The sequence below is a fragment of the Streptomyces sp. NPDC006476 genome, assembly GCF_040612015.1.
GTDB lineage: Bacteria > Actinomycetota > Actinomycetes > Streptomycetales > Streptomycetaceae > Streptomyces > Streptomyces griseorubiginosus_B.
Window position 1 is genome coordinate 146,846 of sequence record NZ_JBEXPK010000014.1, and the last position, 26,316, is coordinate 173,161.

Below are 26,316 nucleotides of genomic sequence, written 5' to 3' on the forward strand. Positions count from 1 at the left end.
ATGTCAGCCTTTCTCCGCTCCGGCGGGCAGCCCCGTGCGCAGGAAGCGCTGCGCGAGCAGGAACCCCAGCAGCAGCGGCGCGCACGCCACCAGGCCGGCGAGCGCGGCTTCCGGCTGGTGGATGTCGAGGTCGGCGAAGCCGCTGGAGGTGTCGACCGCGCCGGTGGCGTCGGGGAGTCCTGCGGCCCGCCACCGCATTTACGGACACGCTGCCCTTCCGGTCCCCAGCCCGGCCGACGGCGGCTTTCCTCGCCGTCGGCCGGGCCGGTCGTTCGAGTCAGCGGTAACAGGTGGTGATCCCGGGACGCCACGGGCAGGCGATGCCCGCGAAGCCGCCGCCGGCCACGACGTCGACGCTGAGCGTCGCTCCGCCGCGCAGCACCTTCTGGTCCTGGACGAGCCCGTCGGCGCCGTCCCGGATCGTCTGCACCAGCCACCGCCCCGGGCCGAGGGACAGCGGTACCTGCGCGGTGTGCGCGGCGCCCGCGTACACCCCGCCGATGAACCAGCGCTGTCCGCTGCGGCGGGCGAGGACCGCCTCCTGGCCGGGCTGTCCGGCGAGGAGCCGGGTGTCGTCCCAGGCGGCGGGGATCTGCTGGAGGAAGTCACGGGCGAGCGGCCGGGCGTCGTACGAATCGGGGGTGCCGGCGAACATCTGCAGGCCCGACTCGTAGGCGACGGTGAGGCCGACCTCGGCCGCGTCGGAGTTGGGGCGCTGGCCGACGCGCTGGAAGCCGCCGGGGGTGAAGTCCATGGAGCCGATGACGTTGCGGGTGAAGGGCAGGGTGGTGAGGTGGGTCGCGGTGTTGGTGCGCTTCTCCTCGCCGCCGACGCCCTCCAGGGTCATGACCTGCGGCCAGGTGCGCTGGATGCCCTTGGGGATCGTGGAGCCGTGGAAGTCGATCATGAGGTGGTGGGCGGCGGTGTCCTTGAGGACGTCGTCGTACCACTGGAGCATGGACTGCGCCTCGGAGTTCATGAAGTCGATCTTGACGCCCTTGACGCCCCAGCGTTCCAGGGTGGGCAGCCACTGGGCGCGCTGCTCGGCCGTGGCGAGGTCGCGCTGATGGATCCAGACGACGATGCCGACCCCCTTGGCGCGGGCGTAGTCGACGAGTTGCGGCATCCAGCTGTCGGTCTGCCAGTTCGGGTCCGTGGTGTCCCACGCGTCGCTCTTGAAGTACCAGCCCGCGTCGACGGCCTCGTAGGGCCAGTGGCGTGCGGCTGCGTAGTCGACGTAGGCCTTCTGCGCCGCAAGGCTCTGCCCGGCCTCACGCCCGCCGGCCAGCCAGGTCCACAGGACGGTGCCGGGGCGGATCCAGGAGGTGTCGGCGACCTTGGAGGAGGGGGCGAGGTCGTCGGTGAAGGTGGAGCGGGTGACGGTGCCCAGGTCGCCGGTGATCATGGCCCGCCAGGGGGTGGTGAGCGGGCCGGTGGTGTGGACCCGGTCGTCGGAGAGCTTGATCCGGTAGGTGCCGGTGCCCTGGTCGTGGGCGAGCCGGGCGCCGGAGTAGCGGCCGGTCAGGTCGGACTCGGCGAGCAGGGTGTAGCCGCCGGGGGTGGAGAAGAGGGCCTGGTCGGAGTACTCACCGGTGGGGGCCGTGGCGGCGGTGTACTGGTTGAACTGCCCCTCGTTGTCGACCCGGTAGGTGCCGAGCCAGGCGCTCGCGTCCGAGGGGAGGTTGAAGGCGGAGGTCTCGCCGAGGACGTCGCCGTTTCCGGCGGGCAGGACATAGCGGTAGGCGATGCCGTCGGCCGATGCGCGTACGACGAGGTCGAGGCGGGCGCCGGCGGGCGTGGTGAAGGACAGCCGGGTCTCGTGCATCCGGACCCGGCGGTCCAGGCGCTTGCCGGACTTCGTCCTGTAGTGCTCGTCGACCAGCCGGTCGGTGCGGCGCAGGAAGCGCAGGTCCTTGGAGAAGTCGGCCTGTTCGGTGACGATGCCGACGGGCGAGGGCTCGATGACCGTACGGCCCTCGCGGGACACGGACAGGCTCAGCGCGCCGGTGGAGTCGTCGAGGGACACCCGTGCGTGGGGTGCGTCGTGCGCGGTGGCGGACAGGGACCAGACATGGGCGCGCTGTGCGGTGTCCTGCTCCGCCCGCGCGGGCGCGGTCAGACACAGTGCGGCCGCCAGGCCGGCGCACAGGGCCGTGACCGTCGTTCTCAACCGCACTGGCAAGCGCTTCCCCGGCTGCGAGGTCATCATCGTCCTCCAGACTGACGGCTCATGGATACATCGGGTGTATCGGCGAACCTAGGCGGACTTCATTTCACCTGTCAACGGCCTCATCAGGCAGGGCAGTTGTCCAATACTGCCTACTTACAAGCTGATTCACCCTTCGATCACATCCACAACCACTGTCCAACACCTTGACTCCTCCGATGTATTGCGGTTGCCTGCGTCCGACTCCGACCGGAAGGACTGCACGGTATGCGCACGTTCACGATCCGGTACCTGCTCGCGGCTCTCGCCGCCGCACTGCCCCTGGCTCTTGTGCCGCTCCCGGCGGGCGCGGCCGCCCCGGGCCCGCACCGGCCCGACAGGCCCACCTGGACGGGTACTTGGGAGGCGGCCGCCGCCGGCACCGTCGCCGAACTGCCCGGCCAGTCGGTGCGCAACGTGATCCACACCAGTGTCGGGGGCCGCGCGGCCCGCGTCCGCGTGTCCAACCGACTCGGCACCGCGCCGCTCGACCTGGGAGCCGTGACGGTCGCCGTGCAGGAGCCCGGTGCTCCCAAGAGCCCCGACGCCGTGGCCGGTTCGGTCCGCACGGTCACCTTCCACGGCGCCGCCTCCGTCGAGATACCGGCGGGCAGCGACGCGGTGAGCGATCCGGTACCGCTGCGGGCGCCCTCGGACGCCAACCTGCTGGTCAGCCTCTACACGCCCGACGACTCGGGACCGGCGACCTATCACCGCTCCGCCCTGCAGACGTCCTTCATCGCCCCGGCCGGGGACCACACGGCGGACCGGGCGGGCTCCGCGTACACCGCGACCACCGGCTCCTGGTACTACCTGACCGGCGTCGACGTGCTGGGCGCGCCGGCCGTGGGCAGCATCGTCGCACTGGGCGACTCGATCACCGACGGGTCCGGTTCGACGGCGAGCGCCAACCACCGCTGGCCCGACCGGCTCGCCGACCGGCTGGGTCAACTGCCCCAGCGAAAGCGGCTGGGCGTGCTCAACGCCGGCATCGCGGGCAACCGTGTGCTGCTGGAGGGCACCGGGCCGAGCGCCCTGGACCGGCTGGACGCCGATGTACTGTCCCGCAGCGGTGTGCGCGCGGTGATCCTGATGGAGGGCATCAACGACATCAAGGGCACGCCCAACCAGACCGACCCGGCCGCCTTCGAGGCCGCCTACCGCCAGATCGTGGCGCGCGCCCACGCCCGGGGCATCCGCGTCATCGGCGCCACCATCACGCCGTACGGCGGCAACGGCGGCTGGACCGCGGCCCGTGAGGCGGTCCGACAGTCCGTCGACGAACTGATCCGGCACGGCGGGATCTTCGACGCGGTGGTGGACTTCGACGCCGTGGTCCGCGATCCCGCCACGCCCGACCGAATCCTTCCGGCCTACGACTCCGGAGACCATCTGCACTTCAACGACACCGGGTTGCAGGCGATGGCCGACGCCGTCGACCTCAACTCCCTCACCGGAAAGGTCACTCGATGAACAGGAGATCCGTCTTACGGGCCGGCACCGGCCTGCTCGCGGGGGGCGCCGCGCTCGCGCTGCCGTCCGTCGCGCGTGCCGCCGCGGCCGCCGAGCCCACCGACGGCTGGACACAGACGTCGTTCGACTACAGCTGGCAGAAGCCCTGGAACCTCGACCTGGGCGACCGGCACAGCTACAGCGGCGGGGTGCACCGGATGTGGGTGTACGCCACCGACGAGCCCTTCGAGAAGGGCAGTTCGACCGACCCGTCCGGCACGGACGGCGCCTCCTTCGTGCAGATCCTGCGCAGCGTCCACCCCTCGGGCACCCCCGCCACCGACATCATGCTCAACGCCTATGACACGAACGGCGGAACGGTACGGCGCTACGACGGCACGGTGCTCAGGACGGGCGTGTACGACACCTGGTTCAACGTGAAGATCGCCCATCAGGCGAGCAGCGGGACCGGCACGGTCAAGGTCTACTTCGACAACTCCCTCGTGCTGACCGTCGCCGACCGGGGTCCCGCCACCCGCTATTTCAAGAACGGCGTCTACAACCACGGCTCCGGCCGCGCGGAGGCCCGCTTCCGCAACCTCCGCTACTGGACGCGGTGAACGGAACGGCCCGTGGCACGATCGGCTCGTGCCGAGCCGGTCGGATCCCATCGAGCTGAGCGAGCGGGAACTCCGTGAGATCGCGGCTCTGCGACAGCACGGGTGGGCGGCGTTCAGAGGGGCGCGGGAAGCGGCGGCCGCGGAGCCCGCCGCCGCCGCGGCGCGGGCGGCGAGCAACGCGGCCGGCGCCGCGTTCCTGCATCCCTGGCCGACGCCCACCAGGTCAAGCACATCCTCGGTGCGGCGGCCCAAAGGCGGTGGCCGTCGGCCCGTGAGTCGGCGAGGGACGACGGCCGTCCTCACGGCCGGTGAGGCCTCCGTCCGGCAGTGGCCGACCGGCCCCTCGGGGCCACCGAAGGACCCGTCGCGCTCAGCGGAGCGTCGCCCGGCGCTGCCGTACCGCGCCGAGCACGATCCCCGCGAGCAGGAAGATCACCCCTGCGGCCAGCCACACCCAGGGGTTGTACTCGTCCACGCACGACTGGCTCGTGGATGTCGTCGTGCACACGTTCCCCGGGCCGCCACGGTTGAGGAAGGCCACGTACAGCAGCGGCACCCCCAGCCCCGAGACCAGTCCCGGCAGCCCGGCCGAGGAGCCGCGCCGGGTGGCCAGCAGGCCGGCCGTCAGCAGCGCGAGCGGCAGCAGGTAGACGCCGATGGTGAGAATGGCGAGGAGTGCGAGCGAGCCCAGGGCTCCTACGACGAACCACGCGCAGAACCACGGCCGGCTGCTCGATCTCATGGGTCCTCCTCGACGTGGTCGCTGCTCTCCAGAGTGGCGCGTGTCCTGGCCAAGAGCCAGGCTCAGGGGCCCTGTTGTGTGCGGCGCAACACCAGGGAGACGAATCCGAAGGCGTCCCGGTAGCCGCGCAGCCACTCCGAGTGGCGGGTGGCGGCCGTCCGCAGGACCGCCGGTGCCTCCGGGTCGTCGGGGTGGTCCAGGGCCCACTCGGCCAAAAAGCCCCAGCAGGCCCATTCGTAGGCGTCCAGTTCGGCACGGGTGCTGACGTGCCCGTCGACGGGGGTCCAGCCGTCGGCCACGACACGGTCCACGGTGGTCGCGAGGTCGCCGAGGTCGCCGAGGATGCCGACCGCCTCCGGGGACGGGGGCCGCTCCCAGATCCCCTCCCCGATCAGGACCCGGCCGCCGGGGGCCAGATGCCGGCGGGCGGCGGCGAGCGTCGGGAGCAGGCCGCCGAAGGCGTGGGTGGCGCCGAAGCTGAGCACCACGTCGAACGGCTCGGGCGAGACGAACTCCTCGGCCTTCCGGTGGTGCAGGACGAGCCGGTTGCCGACGCCGAGTTCGTCCGCGGCCCGCCGCGCCTGCGCCAGGTCCTCGCCGGAGATGTCGACGCCCTCGGCACGGACGTCCGGCCGCGTGGCAAGGGCCCGCAGCAGCCACTCCGCGCTTCCGCACCCGAGGTCGAGCACCCGCTCGTCGCCCCTGGGCAGCCCGCGGTCCAGCAGCCGCCGTACCGAGTCGTCGTCGAGCGGGGCCTTTATCGGGTGCCCGGTGTGGGCGATCATGGACATGCGTTCACGGTTCACCGCCGCAGCCTGCCAACGACTGCGCCCCGCTCGCACCTGATTTTGGCGGCGCGGGCGACCAGGCTCCGCGGCTGCCCGCGGGCCCGCTCCCCTCACGTCGAGCAGCGGGGCAGCCGCCGCCCCGGGCGCCCTGAGCGGATGCGGCCGGGCTCGGCGCGGTAGCGGCGCGCGGGTGGGGGCGCCGTACGCAGGGGTGGTCCGCCCGCGACGCCCCGCTCGGGTGACGGTGGGATCGGTGGGCGTCCGCCGCCGCGTCTGCCGCGTGGGGCCCGCTGCGGCCAGCACAGGACGTAGGCCGCCGAACCCACGGCGAAGGCGAGGCGGATCAGCCCCTGGGTGGAGGCGGAGGGGACCAGCAGGGCGCTGCCGTAGAGGGAGATCAGGGCGATCCAGCTGACCCAGGGGACCAGGCGCCGCTGGCCGATGGAGTCCCAGATCAGGGTGCCCAGCAGGACCGAGGCGTTGTAGTACGTGTACACGCTCGGGTCCAGGGCGATACGGGCGTCCGCGGAGAGCAGCACGACCGCCGGCCAGCGCCCCCGGCGCACGGCGAGGGCGCCCAGCGCCACACCGAGCGCCATCTGGGCGGGGCGGTCCCACGAGGGGGTGACGGGATCGTGCACGCCGAACCAGCGCAGTGCGGAGGCGGGCTGGTTGGGGATGGTGAAGCGGGCCGCGGCCAGGGTCTCGGTGTGGGTGAGGTAGAAGGGCAGCCAGGCCACCGCCACCAGGCCGAGCAGCCAGGCGGCGGCGCGCGGCCACGCGGCGCGCGGGAGTGCCAGCAGCAGCGGCAGGAAGCCGACCGCCCAGGGTTTGCAGCCGACCGCGAGCGCGAGGAAGACGCCGACCGCGGTCGCTCTGCCGCGCACCAGGGCGCGCACAGCGAGCGTGGTGAAGAACAGCGCCAGGACGTCGTCGAGGTGGGCGAACCGCACCGCGACCTCCACCCACATGGGGATGAAGGCCGCCCCCGCGACCAGGACCCGCTGCTGGAGCCGGCGGTGGTTGATCCCCGTGCCCCGGTAGTGATCCGCGGCGGCCCTGCCGACCAGGACGAGCATGTACAGGCCCAGCACCGACATGAACAGGTCGGCGAGCTTCTCGCCGAGCTCGGGCGGGAACGGCGCGAACAATCCGGCGACGAGGAAGCTGACCGGGCCGATCTGCAGCTCGGGGTGGTTGGCGTAGAGGGCCAGGCCGCCGCCGGGCATCTGGTTGAACAGGAGCTGCTGTCCGGTGCGCAGATAGTGCCAGGACACCGCCTCGTGGCGTTCGGCGACGACGAACCAGACCGCCGTCCACAGGGTCAGCAGCAGGTTGTGCCACCGCACCAGGGGCCATCTGAGCCGGCCGGTCCGTTCCCCGTCGTCGAGCACGGGCACGGTCCCTGCCGTCTCCCGGTTCCGCACACCCTGTCCTTTCCCCTCCGTGCGCTTTCGGCGCCGGGACGGCCGAGGACGCGGTCCGCGCGGCCTCAACTGTGTAGAGGGGGTTCGGGGGTTGCGGGTTGCTCGTCGAAGGTCAAACCCGCCGCCACCGGCCGATGGAAGCCGAAGGTCGACTCGCGGCTACCCGGCCGATGGAACCCGAAGGTCAACTCGCGGCTACCCGGCCGATGGAACCCGAAGGTCAACTCGCGGCTACCCGGCCGATGGAACCCGAAGGTCAACTCACCGCTACCCGTCCGATGGAACCCGAACCGCGGAAAACCCCTCTACATGATGTAGTAGGGGAGGATCTCCGCTGCCCGGACTCAAGGGGGCGTCCCGGCGGCGGAGAGGGCTGAGGAGGTGGCCGCCATGGCCGACACCCATGAGGCAGGTCCGGGCATGGAAATCCGTCGCCGTCCGCTGACCAGCCCCGCCGTACCTCCCTCGCCGCCCGTCCCGGAGTCGGGCCAGCCGGCCGCCGCGCCGGGGCAGCTGCACCGGGGCATGACCCTGGTGGCCACGATCAGCCTCTTCATCGGCACGCGCGACGCCTGGACCACCGCGATGGACTCGCATCCGGCCGTCGCGGGCGTCATCTCCGTCTGCTACGCCTCGATCCTGGTGTGCGGCATCCTGAGCCTGCTCGTCCGGAGCCGGCGGGCGCTGGTCCGCGTCGACGTCCTGGTCCTGCTGACCGCCCTCACCCTCGTCGCCTGCGGGTACGTCCTCGATCACGCGGGCGCCGACGAAGGGGTGTTGACCGCCCAGGCCGCGAGCGAGATCCTGCGCGGCCACCCGGTCTACGGCCAGTCGTGGCCCTGGCTGTTCGACACACCGACCGTCGGAGTCACCAAGACCATGTCGGGCGGCGCCGACTACACCTACGGCTATCCGCCGCTGACCGCGCTGCTCGCCGCGCCGGTCCACGCCGTCGTCCACTCGACGGCGGCCGCCACCCTGGTCACCACGGGCGCGCTGGCCGCCTCCTCGGTCCTGCTCTGGTTCCTGCTGCCGGTTCCCTGGCGGTCCGCGGCCACGGCCGTGTGCCTGGGCTTCGGCCTTCTGCCGCACTACGCGTACTCCGGTTACACGGCGATCACCGCGCTCGCCCTGCTCGTCCCGGTGGTGGTCCGCTGGCCGGCCACCGGAGCGGGCGGCCGGCTGGGGCCGGGCGGTGTGCTGCGTGCGGCCTGCCTGGGTGCCGCTTGTGCCGCCCAGCAACTGGCGTGGTTCCTGCTCCCGTTCCTGCTGATCGGCCTGTACGCCCTCCGGCGCGGGGAGCTCGGTCGCCGGCGCGGGCTGGCGGTCACCGCCCGCTACGCCGCCACCGCCGCGCTGAGCTGGGCCGCCATCAACGCCTACTTCGCCGTACAGCAGTTCTCCTCCTGGCTGCAGGGCACACTGCTGCCGCTCGACCAGAAGGCGATCCTGCACGGCCAGGGCCTGATGGGCATCTCCTACTACTTCACCGCGGGCAGCAGCCGCCTCGACTACTACTCCTACGGCAGCCTGCTGCTCCTGCTCGCTCTCCTGGCCGCCACACTGCTGTTCGTACGGCGGCTGGGACCAGCCATCACCGTCCTGCCCTGGTGCGCGTTCTACCTGGCCACGCGGTCCCAGGACGGCTACTACATGCTGATGACGCCGCTGTGGCTCGCAGCCGTCGCCACCGTCCCGGCCGCCGCGTTCGCCACCGCCTGGCAGCCGCGGCTGCCCCGGGTCACGAGCCATCGCGCCAAGGGCTTCCTGGCCGCCGGTCTGCTCGCGCCGGCGTTCGTGTGCGTGGCGATCGCCGCCGCGAGCCCGCCGCCCCTGCGGCTGAGCCTCGCCCCGCACTTCACCGCGCACCGCTCGAGTGCCGGCGTCACGGCCGTGCGCGTACACGCCGTCAACGCCACGGGTACGACCCTCACCCCGCACTTCGCCGATCGCGCCGGCCAGGGTGCCTCCGACTGGTGGACCATCGCCTCGGGCCCCGCCGAACTGGCCCCCCACGCGTCCGCCGACTACCTCGTGGAACCCCCCGGTGGCTATCTCCCGATGCCGGCCGACGAGCATCCGCGCACCTACCTCATCGCGGTCACCGGCACCCCCATGACCATCACCACGGCCCGGATCCCGTCCCCACCGCAATCGGTCCGGCCGGGAGACTGACGGGCCAGGTCGATTCGGGAGCCGACGGCGTCGGCTCGGCGCAGTACGACTGGAGTTCCACCCGGGTGTCGTCCGGTGTCCTGATGTGTGCGGTGCGCAGGTTCGGGCCCCACTCGGGACGGTCCCGGGGCTCGGCGAGGACCCGGGCGCCGTGTCCGCCCAGACGGCGTGCCACGTCTTCGACGCTCTGGCGGGAGTACAGCACCAGCACGGCTGCGCCGCCCAGGTCCCAGTCGGCGCACCCGCCTTCGGGCAGTCCCCGGCCTCGGGTCAGTCCACGATCCAGCCGCGTTTGCGGACCAGGTCGACGACACAGGCCCGGACCTCCTTGAGCTGGGCGACCGTCAGGCTGCCCGCGTGCTCCAGGAGGGCCTCGGTGAGATCGATGCGGAAGTCCTCCACCGACAGCAACTCGACCTCGCCGTCGATGTCCTGCACGTCCCCGTGCCGCAGCGGCACCTCCGAGAACGAAGGGGCCGCACGGTCGGTCCGGTGGTCGTGGTGGTCATGGCCGGCATGGCGGACGAGGCGGATGTCCGAGGCCTTCGGCCCCTTCTCGCCCTGCTCCAGGGAGAACTCGACCTCGCTGCCCGCCTGGTACAGGTACTTCTCGTCGATCAGGTCGTTGGCGTGCATGAAGACGTCCTCGCCCCCGTCCCTGGGGCGGATGAAGCCGTATCCCCGCACCTCGTCGAACCGCACAACCCGACCCCGTGTCACCACACCGCACCTCCACGCTCACAACGGACCCGGGACGGCCCGGCTCACCTACCCGGTGCGAGAACTTACACAGCCACGCCCCTCACCCACGAGCCCTGCCCGTTCCCGGATCGGCCGCGGCGGTGCAGACGGTGTTCCCGGAGCCGTCGTCGTCACCGCCGACCACCGCCTGGGAGCGCTCGGTTTCCTGCATCTGGCGGACCTCGGCGGCGACTGGGCCAGGGCGGCACAACATCGCCGCTTTCGGTGGCGACCGGGGCAACATCACTCTGGGGGACAGTCCGCCGGTGTCTCCTGCATCGGGGCGCTGCTCGCCGCGCCCTCGGCCGCCGGGCCCTTCCACGAGGCCGGCCTGCAGAGCGGACGCACGTCCGCGTTCTGCGACCGGGCGACCGCGACCGCCATGGCCGAGGACCTGATCGCCGCGCCGAGCCTGGACGACGCGGAAGGACTGCGCACCATCTCCGTGCGGCGGATCCTGGACCGGTAGCGCTCGGTCATCACCGGCGACTTCGGCGAACGCGGTCTCCCCGGGGCCGCTGCTGGGGCCAGCTGCTCATCGGCGCCACCCGGGACGAGGTGCGAGTGTTCCAGCTGGTCAACAGCGACGCCTTCGATCCGTCTGACGTGGCCAGGCTGCACACCGAACTGCGCCGGGCCGGGATCGCCGAGCCCGGCCCGCTCCTGGAGGCCTACCGCGCCCACACCGGCGCGTCGGACCTGGCGGACCTGCGTGCCGCGTTCCTCGGCGACGCCGTCTTCCGTGCACCGGCCACACATCTGGCCCGGGCCCAGGTCGCCGTCCGCGGCGGCGCGTACCGCCACCTCCTCCTCGACGAGCCGTGCGGGTCGACCCTGGGCACCTTCCACGGCGCGGACCTGTTGTACCTGCTCGCCAAGCTGTCCCTGGTCGACGCGGAGACTCCCCACATCTCGCGGTCCGCGACACCTGACCGCCGACTGGGCCGTCTTCGCGGCGACCGGAGAGCCGGGCCGGCCATCGAACGTTGTCGACTCGAAGGGCAACTCCTGTGCCATCGGCGACCCCTCACCGACCGACGACCCGATGATCACCGAGCCTCCGGCGGACGACGGCATCGCGCAGTGGCCCGCCGCGGGCGGCGCTCCCCTCGGCCCTTTCGAGCCCTGACACGGGGCTGCGCGCCGCCGAGTGTCAGCCCTCGCGCAGCGCCTTGTTGATCACTTCCAGTGCGTTGGTGAGCCGCCTGTAGTCCTCACCGGCCACCGGCGCGACGAAGTACTGCTCGACGACCTCGGCGTGAGCGGCCGCTGCCCGGAGGAACACGGCGTGCCCGTGTTCGGTCGGCTGGACCAGGACGCTTCTGCGGTCGCCGGGTGCCGGTACGCGGCGTACGAGGCCGGCTTCCTCCATGCGGTCGATCAGCCGGGTGATGCCACTGCTGGTCAGGGTGAGGTCGTCGGCGAGTTCGCGCTGCGAGACCCGCTCGTCCGGCTGCCGGCAGAGCCGGATCAGGACCTCGAACATCGTGTGGCCGATCCCGCACTCGCGCCGCAAAACGGTGTCGATCCGCTGCTCCAGCCGCGTCGCGGCCTTGATCAGCAGCCCGAACTCCTGAACACGTCGGCTGTTCGCGGCGCGGGCGGCGGCCTCGCCGCCCCGCCGAGTGGCGGCATTCACCAGTCGTCGTCCTCTCACGCCGTCGGCTCCGTGCCGGGCCGGTCCGGGCCACTTTACTGCCGCCGCACCTACCAATGTCTCAATTACTGAGCAGTCAATTGCTGAGTCATCAATGAAATCGTATGCTGAGCGCGCCCCGGAGGAGGGCGTCGCGCAAGGGAGAATCCATGGATCTGCAGCACTGGCTGGGCCGGGCCACCGAAGCGATACAGGAGTGGGCCGACGGCTACGGCCCCTACCGACCGCACCCGGCACTCCAGGTCGACGACACCCGCTTCGCCGCCGCCTTCGAGGAGCTCACCGGACGCCTGACGGACAACTACCCCTTCTTCCACCCGCGTTACGCGGGGCAGATGCTCAAGCCGCCGCATCCCGCGGCCGTGGTCGGTTATCTGACCGCGATGCTGATCAACCCCAACAACCACGCCCTGGACGGCGGTCCCGCCACCGCCGCGATGGAACGCGAGGCCGTCGCGCAGCTCGCCGCGATGTTCGGCTACGACACCCACCTCGGCCACCTCACCACCAGCGGCACCATCGCCAACCTGGAAGCCCTGTTCGTCGCCCGGGAACTCCACCCCGGCCGGGGCGTCGCCTACAGCGCCGACGCGCACTACACCCACGGCCGCATGTGCCACGTCCTCGGCATGAAGGGCTACGCCATCCCCACCGACGACCGCGGCCGTATCAGCCTCGACGCGCTGGAGGACGTCCTGCGCACCGGCGAGGTCGGAACGGTCGTGCTCACCGCCGGCACCACCGGCCTCGGCGCCGTCGACCCGATCCACACCGCCCTCGCCCTGCGTGAACGCCACGGCGTCCGCCTCCATGTCGACGCCGCCTACGGCGGGTTCTTCACCCTGCTGGCCGGGGCCGACGGCCCCGAAGGGCTGCCCGCCGAGCCCTGGCGGGCCATCGCCCACTGCGACTCCGTCGTCATCGACCCGCACAAGCACGGGCTCCAGCCCTACGGCTGCGGCGCCGTCCTCTTCCGCGACCCCGAGGTGGGCCGCTTCTACCTCCACGACTCGCCGTACACCTACTTCACCTCCCCCGACCTCCACCTCGGCGAGATCAGCCTGGAGTGCTCCCGGGCGGGTGCGTCGGCCGCCGCGCTGTGGCTCACTTTCCGGCTACTGCCGCCGACCCCGGACGGTCTCGGCAGGGTGCTGGCGGCCGGCCGACGGGCCGCCCTGCGCTGGGCGGACCTGATCACCGCGTCCGAGGTGCTGGAGCTGTACCAGCGGCCCGAGTTGGACATCGTCGGCTACTTCCCCCTGCTGGAACCGGCCACCCTGAGCGCGGTCGACGCGGCGTCCGCGTCCGTCCTCGCGGACGGCATGACCGGCGCCGACCCGGTGTTCCTCAGCACCCTCCGAGCCGACCGGGAGGCGTTCACGTCACGTCATCCGAAGATCACCGCGGACGCGGACGGCGCACGCATCCTGCGCAGCGTCCTGATGAAGCCCGAGTCCGAACACCACGTGGCGGACCTCCACCGCCGGGTCGAGCAACTCGCACGACCCCACTGAGCGACGAGCTCGCCGAACGTCTCTTCGTCACCCAAGGCTGACAGGGCTGACGCACCGTCAGCCCGCAGCAGTGAACCCCTCCACCGGGAACCTGCCAATGCATCAAGTCGCTTCCCTGGCACGAGAGTTCCACAACTTCCCGACGGGTTGACACACCGATTGCGGGGCGCCCATCATCGGTGCCACTTCGGCGAGGTGCCTCACCATCCCACGATCCATTCGGGCCCGGGCCGTCGTGATCGACCTCTTTGAATCGATTCAACCCCTGCGTTCCCCGCCCCGTTCCGGGAGGTCCCGATGCGCCGCCACCGCCCCCCACTGAACCGGCCCTCCCGCCTCAGACGCCTGCTCGGCCTGGCCTCGGCGGTGGCCGCCGTACTCGCCGTGGCTCCCGCGCCGTCCGCCGCCGCGGCGCGGCCCGTGACCACAACGGCCGTATCGGCGGCGGAAGTCGACCCCCTCACCTACGCGCCGACCTCACGCACGGTCAAGCCGGTCGCCGTCCACCGCACGTCCGGCACGGTGGCGAACCCGCAGAACGTTCTGAGCGGGCAGCCGACGCGGATCTCCGGCTCACAGTCGGCCATCACCCTCGATTTCGGCAAGGAGGTCGGCGGCCTGGCAACGTTGTCCTACGGCGCCACCAGCGACGGCGGCCAGCGCGTCGGCCTGGCCTTCAGCGAGTCGTCGCTGTACGTCGGCACGACCAGCGACCGCAGCAACGGGGGCAGCGGGGACGACGGCGCGCTCCTCGGCGCGGCACCCGCGAACGGCAGCTACACCATGCCGACCGCCCAACTGCGCGGTGGATTCCGGTACCTGACGGTCTTCCTCGACAGCTCCGGATGGGTGGACCTCAAGGACGTCACCCTCGCCTTCACCGCAGACCCGGGCAAGGCCAACCCGGCCGACTACGCCAACTACTTCCACTCCAGCGACGATCTGCTGAACCGCATCTGGTACGCGGGCGCGTACACCGTGCAGTTGGACACGATCGCCTCCGACCAGGGCCGTGCCTGGCCGCCGCCGGCCTCGGGCTGGGACAACGGCGCGACGGTCGGCGCGGGTGACTCCGTCCTGGTCGACGGGGCCAAGCGGGACCGTGCCGTGTGGCCCGGCGACCTGGGCATCTCCGTGCCACGCAGTACGCCTACTCGGGCGACCTCACCTCCACCCGCAACGCGCTCACCACGATGTACGACGCGCAGTCCGCGCAGGGCGAGATCCCCTGGTCGGGGCCGCCGATCAGCCTCACCGGCTCGGACACGTACCACACCTGGACGCTGCTGGGCACGGCCACCTACTACACCTACTCGGCGGACCGGGCATGGCTGGACTCCGAGTGGGCGAACTACAAGCGTGGGATGGCCTTCATCACCGGCAAGATCGGCGCCGACGGTCTGCTCGACGTGACCCGCACCCAGGACTGGGCCCGGGTCGGCCAGGGCGGCGAGAACATCGCCGCCAACGCGCTGCTCTACGCGGCGCTCACCTCCGGCGCCGGCCTGGCCACGGTCGAGGGCGACAGCGCGCTCGCCGCCGGCTGGACCAGCAGGGCGGCCGCGCTCAAGTCGGCGGCGAACTCCCTGCTGTGGGACGCCGCGCAGGGCATGTACAAGGACAACCCCGGCAGCGCCCTGTATCCGCAGGACGGCAACTCGCTCGCCGTCTGGTACGGGTTGACCGACTCCGCGGCCAAGGCGCGCAGCATCGTCACGCGGCTCGGGACCCGCTGGGGCGCCTACGGCCCGACGACACCCGAGTGGGGCAGCAACGTGTCGCCCTTCGCCGGCGGGATGGAGCTCAACGCCCGCTTCACCGCCGGTGACGACTACGGTGCCCTGGCCCAGATCCGTCGCACCTGGGGCCACATGCTGGACAGCGACATCGGCACCCGGAGCACCTTCTGGGAGGGCGTGAAGGCCGACGGTGGTCTCGCGTACGGCGGTTCGTACATGAGCCTCGCCCACGGCTGGTCCACGGCGCCCACCTCCACGCTCACCTTCGACGTGCTCGGCACCGCGCCCGAGTCGGCGACCGGCGCCTACCGCTTCGTCCCGCACCCCGGCGACCTGACCAGTGCCGAGGGCCGCATCACCATGCCTCAGGGCACCGTCGACGCCTCGTGGTCGCGCGATCCCGCCGCCGGCACCTACGCGGCGCGGCTGACCAGTCCGACCGGGACCACCGGCAGGATCGGCATTCCGAAGTTCGGCGGCGACGTCTCGGTGTCGGTGAACGGCGCCGTCGTATGGCGGGGCGGCTCCTTCACCTCCGTCCTCGGCATCACCGGCGCGAGCCAGGACGACAGCTACGTGTACCTCACCGGCGTCTCCCCCGGCAGCTACAGCGTGACCGCGACCGGGCTCGGCGATCCGCCCGCGCCCACCACCCCGGGCACGAGCGCCCTGCGCGCGGGCTTCACCCGGTGCGCCGGCGAGGGCGGCACCTGCTCCTTCAGCGGCACCCGGGCGGTGGCGTACGGGGCGGGGACGTACACGTACAAGACGGTGACCGACGGTACCGCGTGCGGCAACGCCTCCTTCGGCGGTGACCCGGCGGTGAATCTCGTCAAGTCCTGCTACGTCGCCGACGCGGGCGGCCCGTCCGGGTACACCGTCTGCGCGAGCGAGGGCGGCACCTGCTCCGTCCCCGGCTACAACCGTGACGTCGTGTACGGCGGGAACGGCAACTTCGCGCACCAGGTCGCGCACGGCTCCGTCGACTGCTCCAACGCCCACTTCGGCGATCCCGTCGACGGTGTCGTCAAGTCCTGCTACCTGCCGCCCGCCGGTGGCCCGCCCGGCTACACCGCCTGCGTCACCGAGGGCGGCACCTGCCCGGCCGTCGCGGGGCAGCCGGTCGCCTACGGTGCCTTCGGCGCGTTCACCACGGTCACCGCCACCGGCGACACCCCCTGCACCAACACCAGGTTCGGCGACCCGATCCCCGGCGAGGCCAAGACCTGCTACACCGCCACCGGCGGTCCGGCCGGCTACGCGACCGCCTGCGCCGACGAGGGCGGCAGCTGCACCTTCGGCGGACAGCAGACCGTCGCCTACGGCGCACGCGGCAGTTTCGTCTACAAGTCCTTTGCAAGCGCAGTGAGTTGCTCGACGGCGGCCTTCGGCACCGATCCGCTGCCCGGCGTCCGCAAGACCTGCTACCTCACTCCCTGAGCTCCCACCCCCACATCCCTGGAGCCGACATGAACCCGACGGCACGGCACATCCGGAGCATCGGAACCTGTCTGATCGCCACGCTGGCCCTGCTGACCCCGGCCGGCACCGGTGTCGCGAGCGCCGCCGACACGGCGGCGATCTGCAACAAGTACTGCGACACCCGCGACCCGGCCCTGTCCCCGCAGGACCGGCAGCCCGTCACCGCCACCGTCTACTCCCGCGCCGTCACGCTGCACTTCGACGACACCGACGCGATGGGCTGGGCCTCGATCGACAACGGCAGCCCGGGCGACGAGGTCTGGCTCGACCGCTCCTTCGACGGCGGCCGCACCTGGAGTTCGGGCAGCAAGCTCGGCGACACCACCATCCCCTCCGGACAACGGGGCTGGCGCACGCTGATGTACAACGTCGACGACTGGAACAACCACGGCGTCGGCGCGCTGCGGGCCTGTGGCAAGGCCGGGGACCGGGCCGAGATCGCCTGCACGCCGTGGGCCCGTACCACCTGGAACGCCTGGAGCCGGTCCACGGCGGCGGCGACCGCGCTGATGCAGTCGTACGACAACTCCACGGGTCTGTTCGACACCACCGGCTGGTGGAACTCCGCCAACGCCCTGACCGCGATCATCGACAACATCCGCGCCTCGGGGATGCCCAGCTACACGTACGCGGTGGCCACCACCTACGACCGTCAACTGAACGCCCAGGGCGGCCAGTTCCGCAACGACTACATCGACGACACGGGCTGGTGGGGGCTCGCCTGGGTCGACGCCTACGACCTGACCGGCGACAGCCGCTATCTGAACACCGCCCGCGCCGACGCCGACCACATGGCCCAGTACTGGGACTCCACGTGCGGGGGCGGGGTGTGGTGGAGCACGGCGCGGACGTACAAGAACGCCATCGCCAACTCCCTCTATCTTCAGCTGAACGCGGCCCTGCACAACCGTATCGGCGGCGACACGGTCTATCTGGGCCGGGCGAACGCGGAGTGGTCCTGGTTCAGGAGCACCGGCATGATCAACAGCTCGCACCTCGTCAACGACGGTATCGACCTGTCCACTTGCGGCAACAACGGGTCCACGGCCTGGTCGTACAACCAGGGCGTGCTCCTGGGCGGACTGGCCGAACTGTTCCGGGCCACGGGCGACTCGAGTCTTCTGACGGCCGGACGGCAGATCGGTGACGCCTCGACGACATCCTCGGCGCTCAACTCCGGCGGAATCCTGCGCGAACCGTGCGAGACGAACGGTTGCGGCGGCGACGGCCCCTCCTTCAAGGGCGCCTTCATCCGCGGCCTGAACGCCTTCAACGCCAAGCTCTCCGACCGCCCTTACACCTCCTACATCGCCCGCCAGGCCGACTCGGCCCATGCGAGCGACCGCACCGCGCTCGACGCGTACGGACTCCACTGGGCCGGCCCGCTCGACTCGACGGACGCCGCCCGCCAGCAAAGCGCCCTCGACCTGATGAACGCGGCGTCCTGACCGGGTCAGGCGATGGACAGCAGCATGTTCGTCGCGGCCACTGCGAGCAGGGTCCCGACGATGAAGAACACCCCTTGGACCACCGCGGTGACCGGCATCCGCAGACGCGCGTGGATGAACGTCGACAGCGCGAGAACGGCGGGAAGCACCCAGGCCAGGGCGAGCCCTGAGTAGGAGAAGCCAGGATGACGTGGCGCACCTCCCCCCACGCCCTCGTCCGAGTTGCCCATTCCGACCAGGACGATGACGATGGCGAAACCCGCCAACGCCATGGCATCGGCGACCCCCAGCACCAGCGCGACCACGAGGTCCGTCAGCCGGGAGGGCCGTTTCGCCGTGGCGGCGGTTTCGTCCTCGCCGTGTCTCCGGCGATTGCCGATCTTCTTCCGAATTCCGTCGAATCGGGCCACAGCTCGACTGCACCACGGAAGGCACGATTCCGCCATTGCCGGTACGTAACGAACCGGACTCCGAAAGGGCGAGTATCGGTATCCGTCTGGTATGACCTCATATCCGCAAGCAGAACGGGCCGAAGGGTTCGGCACAGCATCTATACGAGCGGTATGAGGGCGGTATAGTTCAGGCGTCAACTGCCAACGTCGGCAGGTCAGTTCCCTTCCCTGTCACCGTTGCGAGATTTGCCGCAGCACAGTTCATTTCCGCACAGCGCATTTCCGAGCGGGAAACTGCCGTCTTTCGTCCCCCTCAGCACCCCTCACCGAAAGCCCTGTTCTTGGCCATCACCGTGCACGAGGACCGGCCCGCGGGTCGGCATGCCGCCATTCCGTCCGGCAGCCTCTTTCGGCGAATCTATGCTCCGCGCGCGAGTGATGCGCTGGCCTTTTCCATGTCCACGTACGCGATGCCGCTGTTGGTACTGACCATTACCAGTTCGGCGTCACTGACGGGCCTCGCGTTCGCACTGGAATGGACCCCGCGAATCGCCGCGTTCGTCCTCGCCGGGAACGTGGTGGACCGGCGCGGCGCGGCGATCGTGTGCTTCCTTGCATCCCTCGGACGGGCCACGGTGGTGGCGGTCGCGGCGGTCGCCCTGATCATGCTGCCGCGGGGCTCCGCGGAGACCGCGGTCATCCTGGTGCTGGCGGCCGTGACCGGGACCCTCTCCCAGTTCGGTTTCGTCGCCAACGAGGCCGTCGGCGCGGTCGTCGCGCGACGAGGGGCGGCGCGGCCTCATGGCATCCAGGCGGTCCTCGTCGGCATCGACCAGACGGCCACGGTCATCGGCCCGTTGCTCGCCGGTTTCCTGCTGCTGGCCGGACCGGGATGGATGCTCGGATGCCTGAGCGCGGTGTCCTTGTTCGCGGCCGTGCTCGGTCTGCAGACTCCGCCGACGCCACTGCGCGCCGCGTCCACGAACGGGGCGGGACAGGTCAGCGGACTGCGGAAAGGGATGCGCACTCTGCTGAAGCTGCCCGCCCTGGGCTGGCTCGTGGCCGGACTGACCTGCTCGAACCTCGCCCTCGGTCTGCTGCAGTCCGCCAGCCCGGTCATCGTCGTGGAGACGTTCCACCGCTCCTCGGCCAGCGTCGGCACCATGTGGTCCGCCGCCGCGGTGGCGACCCTGCTGGCGATCACCTGCTGTCGTCTCGTCCTGAGCCGGCTCGACCTGTGGGCGGTGGGTGTCGTGTCCGCGACGCTCGCCTCCGCGGCCTGTCTGGCCGTCCCCCAGGCGCCGTCCTACGCCTCCTACACCATCCTGGTGGCGATCTTCATGGCCGGGGACGGCGGCCTCACGGTCGTGCTGCGTACGGTGCGCTCCGTGATCATCCCGTCCACGGCACTCGGCGCCACGCTCTCGTTGACCATGCTGATCCTGCTGCTGCCCTTCCCCGCGGCCGGTGTTCTCGTCGCGCTCACTCCGCCGGCGCACCTCGGCCGGGTCCTCATGGCCTGCGCCGTCGTCCAGGCCGTCGCCCTGATCGTCACCTTCACCCGGCTCCGCAAGGCACCGGCTCTGCGCCTGGTGGCCGACCGGCGATGAGGAGCGCCTCCGATCGTTGCATTTGAAGAAGAGTGAACGCTATGCTCGGGCGCCGCACGGAAGATCGAGGGGAGACCGGGATGCCCGGAGGCAGGCTCACTCAGCCGGAGCGCCAGCAGATCGCGACGGGGCTGGCCGACGGGCTCGCCTACGCGGAGATCGCCCGGCGTCTCGACCGCCCCACCTCCACGATCACGCGCGAGGTGATGCGCAACGGCGGCCCCACGGCCTACCGCGCCGACCTGGCCCACCGCGCCACCGAACGCCGCGCCCACCGACGCAGGCAGACGGCCCCCCGGGGACCGCAAACAGCCCAGCGGCCCCAGGGACGCGACACCGAGGCCGTACGCGAGTACGAGGAGACCTTCACCACCCTCCTCATGCAGCAGGGCCTGCCCAAGATGATGTCCCGGGTGCTGACCTGTCTGTACACGACCGACGCGGGCAGTCTCACCGCGTCCGAACTCGTCCAGCGGCTCGACGTCAGCCCCGCCTCCGTCTCCAAGGCGACGGCGTTCCTCGTCAGCCAGGGCCTCATCCGCCGGGAACGCGACGAACGCCGTCGCGACCGTTACCTCGTCGACAACGACGTCTTCTTCACGGGCATGATCGCCGCCGCCCGATCCAACGCCGAACTCGCCAAGACCGCACGGCAGGGCGTCGGCCTCCTCGGTCCCGACACACCCGCCGCCGTCCGCCTGGAGAACATCGCCCGCTTTGTCGACTTCGTCGCCGACAGCATGATGCGCGCCGCGGAACAGGCGCGCGACATCCTCTACGCACAGCCCGAACCGGCCTCGGCCGGGGCCGCCGCGCCGGGTTCGGACGACGACTAGCCACCCCTGTCGACGCGGAGCCTCGCCGCTCGTCAGGTGCCGCGGGGCGCCAGCAGGCCCGGCTGGGACGGCGGGGCGCGGTCGAGGCGCGGACGACGAGCTCGACCGGTGGCTCGCTCGCGGGCGGGCGTCCGGCGTCGGGTTCCTCGATGGTGTGCACGAGCAGCCGGACGCCTTCCCGCGCGGCGGCGGCGAACGGCTGCCGTACGGTGGTCAGCGGCGGGGAGACGTAGGCGAAGACCGGGTTGCCGTCGAAGCCGACGACGCTGATGTCCTGCGGTACCCGCCGGCCGGCTTCCCGCAGGGCGTGGATCAGCCCGATGGCGGGTCATGACCATCCCGCGGTTCAAGAACGTCACCTCGCACTTCACGATGAAGACGGTCAAGCCGGCCCCCTGGCTCCGGCCCTCAGGCTGGGCCGGCGATCATCGTTTCAGCAGGCTCAGGATCAGCGTGGTGATGTCCTCCGGCGCCTCCTCCGCCATGAAGTGGCCCGCACGGGTGGTGAAGTGCTGGAGGTCGGTGGTCCACGGACGCCAGATCGCCGTGGCGTCGAACCCCAGCTGCCGGCCCCAGTCCTGCTGGATCACCGTCACCGGCATCGTGAGCCGGTTACCGGCGTCGAGGTCGGCCTGGTCGTGTGCGATGTCGACGGTCGCCGTGGCGCGGTAGTCCGCGACGATCGACGCTACGGCGTTCCGGCAGGCGCGCAGGTACTCGGCGCGCACGTCCGCCGGGATCGCGTCGGGGCTGGTGGCCCAGACGTCGAGGAAGTGGCCGAAGAACGCGTCGGCGCTGCCCGCGATCATCCGCTCGGGCAGACCGGGCGGCTGCGCCATCAGATACAGGTGGAAGGCCACCGCCGCCCCGACCCCGTGCAGGACGTTCCAGGTGTCCAGCGTGGGGACGATGTCCAGCAGGCCCAGGTGGCTGACCCGGTCGGGGTGATCCAGACCGGCCCGGAAGGCTACGTGCGCGCCTCGGTCGTGCCCGACGAGGGCGAACCGCTCGCACCCCAGGGCGTCGGCCAGACGGACGACGTCCGCGGCCATCGTCCGTTTCGCGTACGTGTCCTCGGTGACCGCCTCCGGTTTGCCGCTGGCGCCGTAGCCGCGCAGATCGGGACAGATCACGGTGTGCTGCTCGGCCAGGGCGGGAGCGACGTGCCGCCACATCAGATGCGTCTGGGGAAAGCCGTGGAGCAGGACGATCGCCGGCCCCTTTCCGCCGACCGCCGCGTTCAGCTCGATCCCGTCCGCCCCTGCGTACGACCGGGTCTCGAACCCCGGGATGGCGATGCTCATCGGTGCTGTCTCCTTCTCCCGCGTCCGCAACCGTGAGCCACCGCGGCTCACCGGTCGATGCGGGGACGAGAAGAGCCTCGGCGAGGCCGGTCAGCAGTGGGTCAGCGACCGCCGATGACAATGGAGGCATGAAGATCGTGGTCAGGGTGCTCGGGCCGATCGAGGTCACGGATGCCGAGGGCCGCCCGCTGTCGGTGGGCAGTCGGCGACGCCGTGAGCTGCTGGGCCGGCTGGTCGCGGCCGGCGGCCGGGCCGTCCCGCTGGCGGTGCTGGCCGACGATCTCTGGGCGGACCCTCCGTCCACCGCGGCCGGGACGATCCGTACCTTCGTGGCCGAGGTGCGCCGGGCCCTCGAGCCGGACCGTCCCCCGCGAGGCCGTTCGTCCGTCATCGAGACCGTCGGCAGCGGATACGCCCTGCGCATTCCGCGAACCGACATCGACGCCCACCGGTTCGAGGACACCCTTCGCACGGTGGCCGACGTACCCGACGGCCAGGCCGTCGACGTGCTCGGCGAGGCGCTCACCTGGTGGCGGGGAGAGCCGTACGGAGACCTCGACTCCTCGCCCTGGTTGACCTCGGAGCGTGCCCGACTGGCCGAACTGCACAGTCAGGCCGTCGAGTTGCGGGCCCGGGCCGTGCTCGACCTCGGACGAGGCGCCCCACTCGTCCCGGAACTGGAGACCTTCACCGCCGCGCACCCTTGGCGGGAGCGTGCCTGGGGACTGCTGTCCCACGCGCTCTACCAAGCCGGCCGCCAGGTCGACGCGTTGGCGATCCTGCGTGACGCACGAGCCCGGCTGCTGGAGCAGTTCGGGCTCACCTCGGCGGACGGCCTCGACCATCTCGAACGTGACATCCTCCGGCAGGCTCCCCATCTCACGCCCGCGCCGCGGGAGGAGGACCGGTGGCGCCTGCTCACCCGCACGGAGGCGACGGGGACCTACACCCGGCTGCGCACGATGAGCACGGTCGCCGGTGCCGCAGCGATCACCGGTGGCACCAACCTGGTCCTGGCGCAGGAGCAGCGCGCCGCGGCCGTCGCGGAGGCGGAACGGACGGGCGATGCCGCTCTCACCGCCCGCGTCATCGCGGCGTACGACGTCCCCACCGTCTGGACGCGCGCCGACGACGCCGTACGCGCCGAGGCGCTGGTCACGACCACCCGCCGCACCCTGCGGCGGCTCGGACCGCAGGCGCCGGCCGCGCTACGGGCACGGCTGCTGGCCACCATCGGGCTCGAACATCGCGGGAGCCGGGACTGCTGGGCCGCCGAGGCGGCGACGGAGGCCGAGGGTCTCGCCCGGGAGCTGCACGACCCGAGCCTGCTGGTGCTCGCGCTCAACGCCCGTTTCGTGCAGTCCTTCCAGCGTCCCGGGCGCACCGCCGAGCGGGACGCCATCGGCGGCGAGCTCATCGACGTCGCCACGCGGCACGACCTCCCGTTGTTCGAGATCCTCGGCCTTCTGATCCGGATCCAGGTCTGCGCGGCCCGCGGTGACGTCGAGACCGCACACCACCACGTCGTCACCGTGGAGCGGCTCGCCGACCGTCACGAGACGCCCCTTGTCCACGTCCTCACCGCCGGGTTCCGGACCATGCTGCTGGCGGCGCGATCGAGCGACCCCGCGGAGGTCGCCCACGCCTATCGCGGCCTCGCCGCCGATCTCGCCGGGGCCGGTATGCCCGGAGTGGAGGCGGGCCTGTTCCCGCTCGCGCTGCTGTCGGTCCGCATCCGCCATCGACGCCCCGCACCGACCGACCCCGGCCTCGACTGGGGTCCGTACCGACCCTGGGTCCAGCCCCTCCTCGACCTCGCCCGCGGCGACCGTACGGCGGCCCACCGAGCCGCCGCCGCCCTGCCCGTACCTGCCGCCGATCACCTGTACGACTCGCTGTGGGCCGTGAACGCCCATACCGCCACCCTGCTCGGGGACGACTCACTCGCCGCCCGGTCGCGGGACGCCCTGTCACCCCTGCGCGGCGAGATCGCGGGCGGTGTGACGGCCATGGTCACGTTTGGGCCCGTGGACGACATCCTGCGGCCCGGTTGAACCGCCCGTGCCCCGGATCAGTGATCGTGCGGACCCGGGCGGTGGACCGGGCCGTGGGCGTCGTCGCAGTGTTCGGGGGCATCCGCCGTGGGGGCAGTGATCTGCAGCAGGGTTCCGGCTCGGGTTCCCTCGCCGAGGTGGTCGACCTGGAGCGTGGTGTGGGTGATGCCGTAGTCGTGGCGCAGCAGGTCCTCAAGGTCGCGGCGGACGGCGTGACAGTCGCCGCCGGGTTCGACCAGGACGTGCGCGGAGAGGGCGGACTGACCGGAGGTGATCTGCCAGACGTGCAGGTCGTGCACCTCGACGACGGCACGGTGGGCGACGAGCTGGTCGCCGACGGCGTCCGGGTCCATGTCGGCGGGCGCCGCCTCCAGGAAGATGCGGCCGGACTCGCGCAGCAGCCCGTAGCCGGCCTTCACCATGAGGGCGACCACCACGAGGGTGGCGATGGGGTCGGCCCGGTCGAAGCCGGTGAGAACGACGATCAGGGCGGCGACGGCGGTGCCGATGAAGGCGAACAGGTCGTTGAGGATGTGCTGGTAGGCGCCCTCGACGTTGAGGGAGCTGCGGTTGGCCCGGGAGATGCACCAGGTGGCGACCACGTTGACGGCGATGCCGGTGAGGGCGGTGGCGAGCATCAGGCCGCCCTCGACCTCGGACGGGCTGATCAGCCGCCGTACCGCCTCGTACGCCAGCCAGGCGCCCAGCAGGAGCAGGGTCAGGCCGTTGGCCTGGGCGGAGAGGATCTCGGCGCGCTTGAGGCCGTAGGTGTAGCCGCCGCGGGCCGGGCGGGCGGCGAGGCGCATGGCGATCAGCGCGAGGACGATGGAGGCGGCGTCGGTGAGCATGTGCGCCGCGTCCGAGATCAGGGCCAGGGAACCGGCGATGACGCCGACGACGACCTCGACCGCCATGAAGGCCGCGATGAGGGTCAGGGCGATGCCCAGCCAGCGGCGGTCCGCGTCCGCCGACACACCGTGGGAGTGCCCGCCGTGCCCGTGCCCACTCGCCTCGTGGTCGTGCCCCGGCCCGTGACCGTGGCCGTGATCGCTCATGTCGTACGCCTTCCCCCTCGCGGCGGGTTGTCCTCGCCGCAGTGAAACGCATGGTGGAGTGAATCACCAAAGGCTGCACCGGTGACCGTTGTCATCATCGTTAAGATGTCGCTGACCTGGGGGAATGTAGGGCGTCCCGGTGGGGATGGGATCGGTTTCCATGAGCGGGCCGCCGCCCTGGCGACCGGGAACAGATCGAAGGTTTCAAGCCGGGGAAGGCGGTCACTCCTCGTCCTGGCAGCCCTGCCCGGTGGCGCGGCGGGCCTGTCGCGGTGGCGCGTATCGCGGGGTGCACGAGGACGCGCGGCCGCGGTTCTTCCTGGGAGGCCCGCCGCGCGCACCGGGCAGGGCTGCCGTCGGCGCTCGGCTGCCCCGCACGGGGCCGGCTCGCGGCCCGTCCGCCCGGAAAGACCCGGTTCCAATGAACGCAGAGACGGTATGCCAGAGGACAAGGACATCTGCCCTCCGTGGGTCCTGCGCGAGTACGCCCTCCTCGCCGACGGCGAGCGGGGGGCGCTGGCGGATCCGCACGGACGGATCGTGGATGCGGGAAGTGCGCCTCCACGGGCGGACGTGGGCGGCCCGGGCGGGCGATCCGGTCCGTTCCGAAGCCGGGGCGGGGGTCGAGGGACAACCGCAGTCGCGCCCAGCCGCGTTCGACGCGCATCCGGCGCAGCAGCACCAGCCGGTCCGCGGACGCCGGCATGGCCAGCGCGTCGCGGCACTCGATCACGCTGTCCGCGGTCACCCAGCGGCTGACCCGGATGAGGGTGCCGTCCTCGTAGTAGCCGCCCCACACCCGCCACCGGTCCACGGGCTCGACCGCGAAGTAGCCGTTGCCACCGATGAGGGAGGAGAAGACCGCGTCGCTGTGCCAGCGCGGCGCGCACAGCCACGTCCGGGCTGTTCGCGGAGGAATACGACGTACGACAGCGCCAGTTGCGCGGCAACCTGCCCCAGGCCTTCGTCCACGCGCTGCTGCTGGAGTGCGCGGTACGGCTGAAGGACGCCTCCGGGACCGAGCGCTGAGGCAGGACGGCACACCGGGTCCAAGGCCGTTCTCGGCGAGCGGTT

At 71.5% G+C, this 26,316-nt stretch carries 21 protein-coding genes and 3 pseudogenes; 12 read left to right on the forward strand and 12 right to left on the reverse strand.

All coding sequences use genetic code 11. The features are described from left to right. Positions 1-3: 3 nt before the first annotated feature. Both ABZZ74_RS18140 and ABZZ74_RS18145 read right to left on the reverse strand, forming a co-directional pair. On the reverse strand, positions 4-198 hold the full coding sequence (locus tag ABZZ74_RS18140; protein ID WP_356765962.1) for a hypothetical protein: 195 nt from the start codon (positions 196-198) through the stop codon (positions 4-6). A 79-nt stretch (positions 199-277) separates the two neighbouring features. Beyond that, on the reverse strand, positions 278-2,182 hold the full coding sequence (locus ABZZ74_RS18145) for a glycoside hydrolase family 97 catalytic domain-containing protein (RefSeq protein ID WP_356765964.1): 1,905 nt from the start codon (positions 2,180-2,182) through the stop codon (positions 278-280). Positions 2,183-2,434: 252 nt separating this feature from the next. On the opposite strand from ABZZ74_RS18145, the gene ABZZ74_RS18150 reads away from it, so the two are divergent. Then, entirely contained in the window at positions 2,435-3,679 is a 1,245-nt protein-coding gene (locus tag ABZZ74_RS18150) for an SGNH/GDSL hydrolase family protein (protein ID WP_356765966.1), read from the forward strand. Then, entirely contained in the window at positions 3,676-4,278 is a 603-nt protein-coding gene (locus ABZZ74_RS18155) for a cinnamyl alcohol dehydrogenase (RefSeq protein ID WP_356765968.1), read from the forward strand. Before ABZZ74_RS18150 ends, ABZZ74_RS18155 begins: the two co-directional genes overlap by 4 nt. 370 nt (positions 4,279-4,648) lie before the next feature. Here the strand turns inward: ABZZ74_RS18155 and ABZZ74_RS18160 are convergent, their stop codons facing one another. From ABZZ74_RS18160 to ABZZ74_RS18170, 3 genes are all read right to left on the reverse strand, one after another. Next, positions 4,649-5,020: a hypothetical protein gene (locus tag ABZZ74_RS18160; protein WP_356765969.1), complete on the reverse strand. Its 372-nt coding sequence runs from the start codon at positions 5,018-5,020 to the stop codon at positions 4,649-4,651. A gap of 62 nt (positions 5,021-5,082) precedes the next feature. Then, the gene (locus tag ABZZ74_RS18165) at positions 5,083-5,826 is read right to left on the reverse strand and encodes a class I SAM-dependent methyltransferase (RefSeq protein WP_356765971.1); all 744 of its coding nucleotides are present in this window, start codon (positions 5,824-5,826) and stop codon (positions 5,083-5,085) included. Positions 5,827-5,918: 92 nt separating this feature from the next. Further along, positions 5,919-7,208, reverse strand: coding sequence for a hypothetical protein (locus ABZZ74_RS18170; protein WP_356766086.1), 1,290 nt, complete (start codon positions 7,206-7,208; stop codon positions 5,919-5,921). Positions 7,209-7,625: 417 nt separating this feature from the next. Here ABZZ74_RS18170 and ABZZ74_RS18175 point away from each other — a divergent pair, with 417 nt between their 5' ends. Then, complete coding sequence (locus tag ABZZ74_RS18175; RefSeq protein WP_356765973.1) at positions 7,626-9,410, forward strand: hypothetical protein; 1,785 nt, start codon at positions 7,626-7,628, stop codon at positions 9,408-9,410. 270 nt (positions 9,411-9,680) lie between these two features. Here ABZZ74_RS18175 and ABZZ74_RS18180 read toward each other — a convergent pair whose 3' ends face one another. Then, complete coding sequence (locus ABZZ74_RS18180) at positions 9,681-10,133, reverse strand: cold shock domain-containing protein (protein ID WP_356765975.1); 453 nt, start codon at positions 10,131-10,133, stop codon at positions 9,681-9,683. Between the two features lie 52 nt (positions 10,134-10,185). On the opposite strand from ABZZ74_RS18180, the gene ABZZ74_RS18185 reads away from it, so the two are divergent. Beyond that, a complete protein-coding gene (locus tag ABZZ74_RS18185; RefSeq protein WP_356765977.1) occupies positions 10,186-10,620 on the forward strand; it encodes a hypothetical protein in 435 nt (144 codons plus the stop codon). Positions 10,621-10,709: 89 nt separating this feature from the next. Then, on the forward strand, positions 10,710-11,330 hold the full coding sequence (locus ABZZ74_RS18190; RefSeq protein WP_356765979.1) for a hypothetical protein: 621 nt from the start codon (positions 10,710-10,712) through the stop codon (positions 11,328-11,330). On the opposite strand, the gene ABZZ74_RS18195 is transcribed toward ABZZ74_RS18190, so the two are convergent. Next, positions 11,305-11,790 carry a MarR family transcriptional regulator gene (locus ABZZ74_RS18195; RefSeq protein WP_356765981.1) on the reverse strand — a complete coding sequence of 162 codons (486 nt, stop codon included), beginning with the start codon at positions 11,788-11,790 and terminating at the stop codon, positions 11,305-11,307. The two genes, ABZZ74_RS18190 and ABZZ74_RS18195, sit on opposite strands and share 26 nt — an antisense overlap. 167 nt (positions 11,791-11,957) lie before the next feature. On the opposite strand from ABZZ74_RS18195, the gene ABZZ74_RS18200 reads away from it, so the two are divergent. The 3 genes from ABZZ74_RS18200 (at position 11,958) to ABZZ74_RS18210 (ending at position 17,991) form a co-directional block, all read left to right on the forward strand. Further along, positions 11,958-13,322, forward strand: a complete 1,365-nt coding sequence (locus tag ABZZ74_RS18200; protein ID WP_356765983.1) for an aminotransferase class V-fold PLP-dependent enzyme — start codon at positions 11,958-11,960, stop codon at positions 13,320-13,322. Between the two features lie 1,193 nt (positions 13,323-14,515). Continuing rightward, positions 14,516-16,501, forward strand: a complete 1,986-nt coding sequence (locus ABZZ74_RS18205; protein ID WP_356765985.1) for an alpha-L-rhamnosidase — start codon at positions 14,516-14,518, stop codon at positions 16,499-16,501. A gap of 29 nt (positions 16,502-16,530) precedes the next feature. Next, a complete protein-coding gene (locus ABZZ74_RS18210) occupies positions 16,531-17,991 on the forward strand; it encodes a glycoside hydrolase family 76 protein (RefSeq protein WP_356765987.1) in 1,461 nt (486 codons plus the stop codon). A gap of 5 nt (positions 17,992-17,996) precedes the next feature. Here the strand turns inward: ABZZ74_RS18210 and ABZZ74_RS18215 are convergent, their stop codons facing one another. Further along, on the reverse strand, positions 17,997-18,401 hold the full coding sequence (locus tag ABZZ74_RS18215) for a hypothetical protein (protein WP_356765989.1): 405 nt from the start codon (positions 18,399-18,401) through the stop codon (positions 17,997-17,999). Positions 18,402-18,724: 323 nt separating this feature from the next. Between ABZZ74_RS18215 and ABZZ74_RS18220 the strand changes: the two genes are divergently transcribed. Together ABZZ74_RS18220 and ABZZ74_RS18225 are read left to right on the forward strand one after the other, a co-directional pair. Continuing rightward, complete coding sequence (locus tag ABZZ74_RS18220) at positions 18,725-19,993, forward strand: MFS transporter (protein ID WP_356765991.1); 1,269 nt, start codon at positions 18,725-18,727, stop codon at positions 19,991-19,993. Positions 19,994-20,073: 80 nt separating this feature from the next. Beyond that, complete coding sequence (locus ABZZ74_RS18225; protein WP_356765993.1) at positions 20,074-20,829, forward strand: helix-turn-helix domain-containing protein; 756 nt, start codon at positions 20,074-20,076, stop codon at positions 20,827-20,829. Between the two features lie 73 nt (positions 20,830-20,902). Here the strand turns inward: ABZZ74_RS18225 and ABZZ74_RS18230 are convergent. Both ABZZ74_RS18230 and ABZZ74_RS18235 read right to left on the reverse strand, forming a co-directional pair. Continuing rightward, positions 20,903-21,154: pseudogene (locus ABZZ74_RS18230) on the reverse strand (substrate-binding domain-containing protein); the annotation flags it as partial. 100 nt (positions 21,155-21,254) lie between these two features. After that, entirely contained in the window at positions 21,255-22,133 is an 879-nt protein-coding gene (locus ABZZ74_RS18235) for an alpha/beta hydrolase (protein ID WP_356765995.1), read from the reverse strand. 128 nt (positions 22,134-22,261) lie between these two features. Here ABZZ74_RS18235 and ABZZ74_RS18240 point away from each other — a divergent pair, with 128 nt between their 5' ends. After that, positions 22,262-24,187, forward strand: coding sequence for an AfsR/SARP family transcriptional regulator (locus ABZZ74_RS18240; RefSeq protein ID WP_356765997.1), 1,926 nt, complete (start codon positions 22,262-22,264; stop codon positions 24,185-24,187). Between the two features lie 17 nt (positions 24,188-24,204). Here ABZZ74_RS18240 and ABZZ74_RS18245 read toward each other — a convergent pair whose 3' ends face one another. Then, positions 24,205-25,242, reverse strand: coding sequence for a cation diffusion facilitator family transporter (locus ABZZ74_RS18245; protein WP_356765999.1), 1,038 nt, complete (start codon positions 25,240-25,242; stop codon positions 24,205-24,207). A gap of 592 nt (positions 25,243-25,834) precedes the next feature. Then, a pseudogene (locus tag ABZZ74_RS18250) lies at positions 25,835-26,137 on the reverse strand (trehalase-like domain-containing protein); the annotation flags it as partial. A gap of 2 nt (positions 26,138-26,139) precedes the next feature. On the opposite strand from ABZZ74_RS18250, the pseudogene ABZZ74_RS18255 reads away from it, so the two are divergent. After that, positions 26,140-26,271, forward strand: a pseudogene (locus ABZZ74_RS18255) (glycoside hydrolase family 15 protein); the annotation flags it as partial. Positions 26,272-26,316: the final 45 nt, after the last annotated feature.

Coding starts and splice junctions, on each gene's coding strand:
- ABZZ74_RS18240 (WP_356765997.1), top strand. CDS start 22,262: ATGAAGATCGTGGTCAGGGTGCTCGGGCCGATCGAGGTCACGGATGCC.
- ABZZ74_RS18205 (WP_356765985.1), top strand. CDS start 14,516: ATGTACGACGCGCAGTCCGCGCAGGGCGAGATCCCCTGGTCGGGGCCG.
- ABZZ74_RS18245 (WP_356765999.1), bottom strand. CDS start 25,242: ATGAGCGATCACGGCCACGGTCACGGGCCGGGGCACGACCACGAGGCG.
- ABZZ74_RS18235 (WP_356765995.1), bottom strand. CDS start 22,133: ATGAGCATCGCCATCCCGGGGTTCGAGACCCGGTCGTACGCAGGGGCG.
- ABZZ74_RS18160 (WP_356765969.1), bottom strand. CDS start 5,020: ATGAGATCGAGCAGCCGGCCGTGGTTCTGCGCGTGGTTCGTCGTAGGA.
- ABZZ74_RS18210 (WP_356765987.1), top strand. CDS start 16,531: ATGAACCCGACGGCACGGCACATCCGGAGCATCGGAACCTGTCTGATC.
- ABZZ74_RS18150 (WP_356765966.1), top strand. CDS start 2,435: ATGCGCACGTTCACGATCCGGTACCTGCTCGCGGCTCTCGCCGCCGCA.
- ABZZ74_RS18140 (WP_356765962.1), bottom strand. CDS start 198: ATGCGGTGGCGGGCCGCAGGACTCCCCGACGCCACCGGCGCGGTCGAC.
- ABZZ74_RS18200 (WP_356765983.1), top strand. CDS start 11,958: ATGGATCTGCAGCACTGGCTGGGCCGGGCCACCGAAGCGATACAGGAG.
- ABZZ74_RS18225 (WP_356765993.1), top strand. CDS start 20,074: ATGCCCGGAGGCAGGCTCACTCAGCCGGAGCGCCAGCAGATCGCGACG.
- ABZZ74_RS18175 (WP_356765973.1), top strand. CDS start 7,626: ATGGCCGACACCCATGAGGCAGGTCCGGGCATGGAAATCCGTCGCCGT.
- ABZZ74_RS18155 (WP_356765968.1), top strand. CDS start 3,676: ATGAACAGGAGATCCGTCTTACGGGCCGGCACCGGCCTGCTCGCGGGG.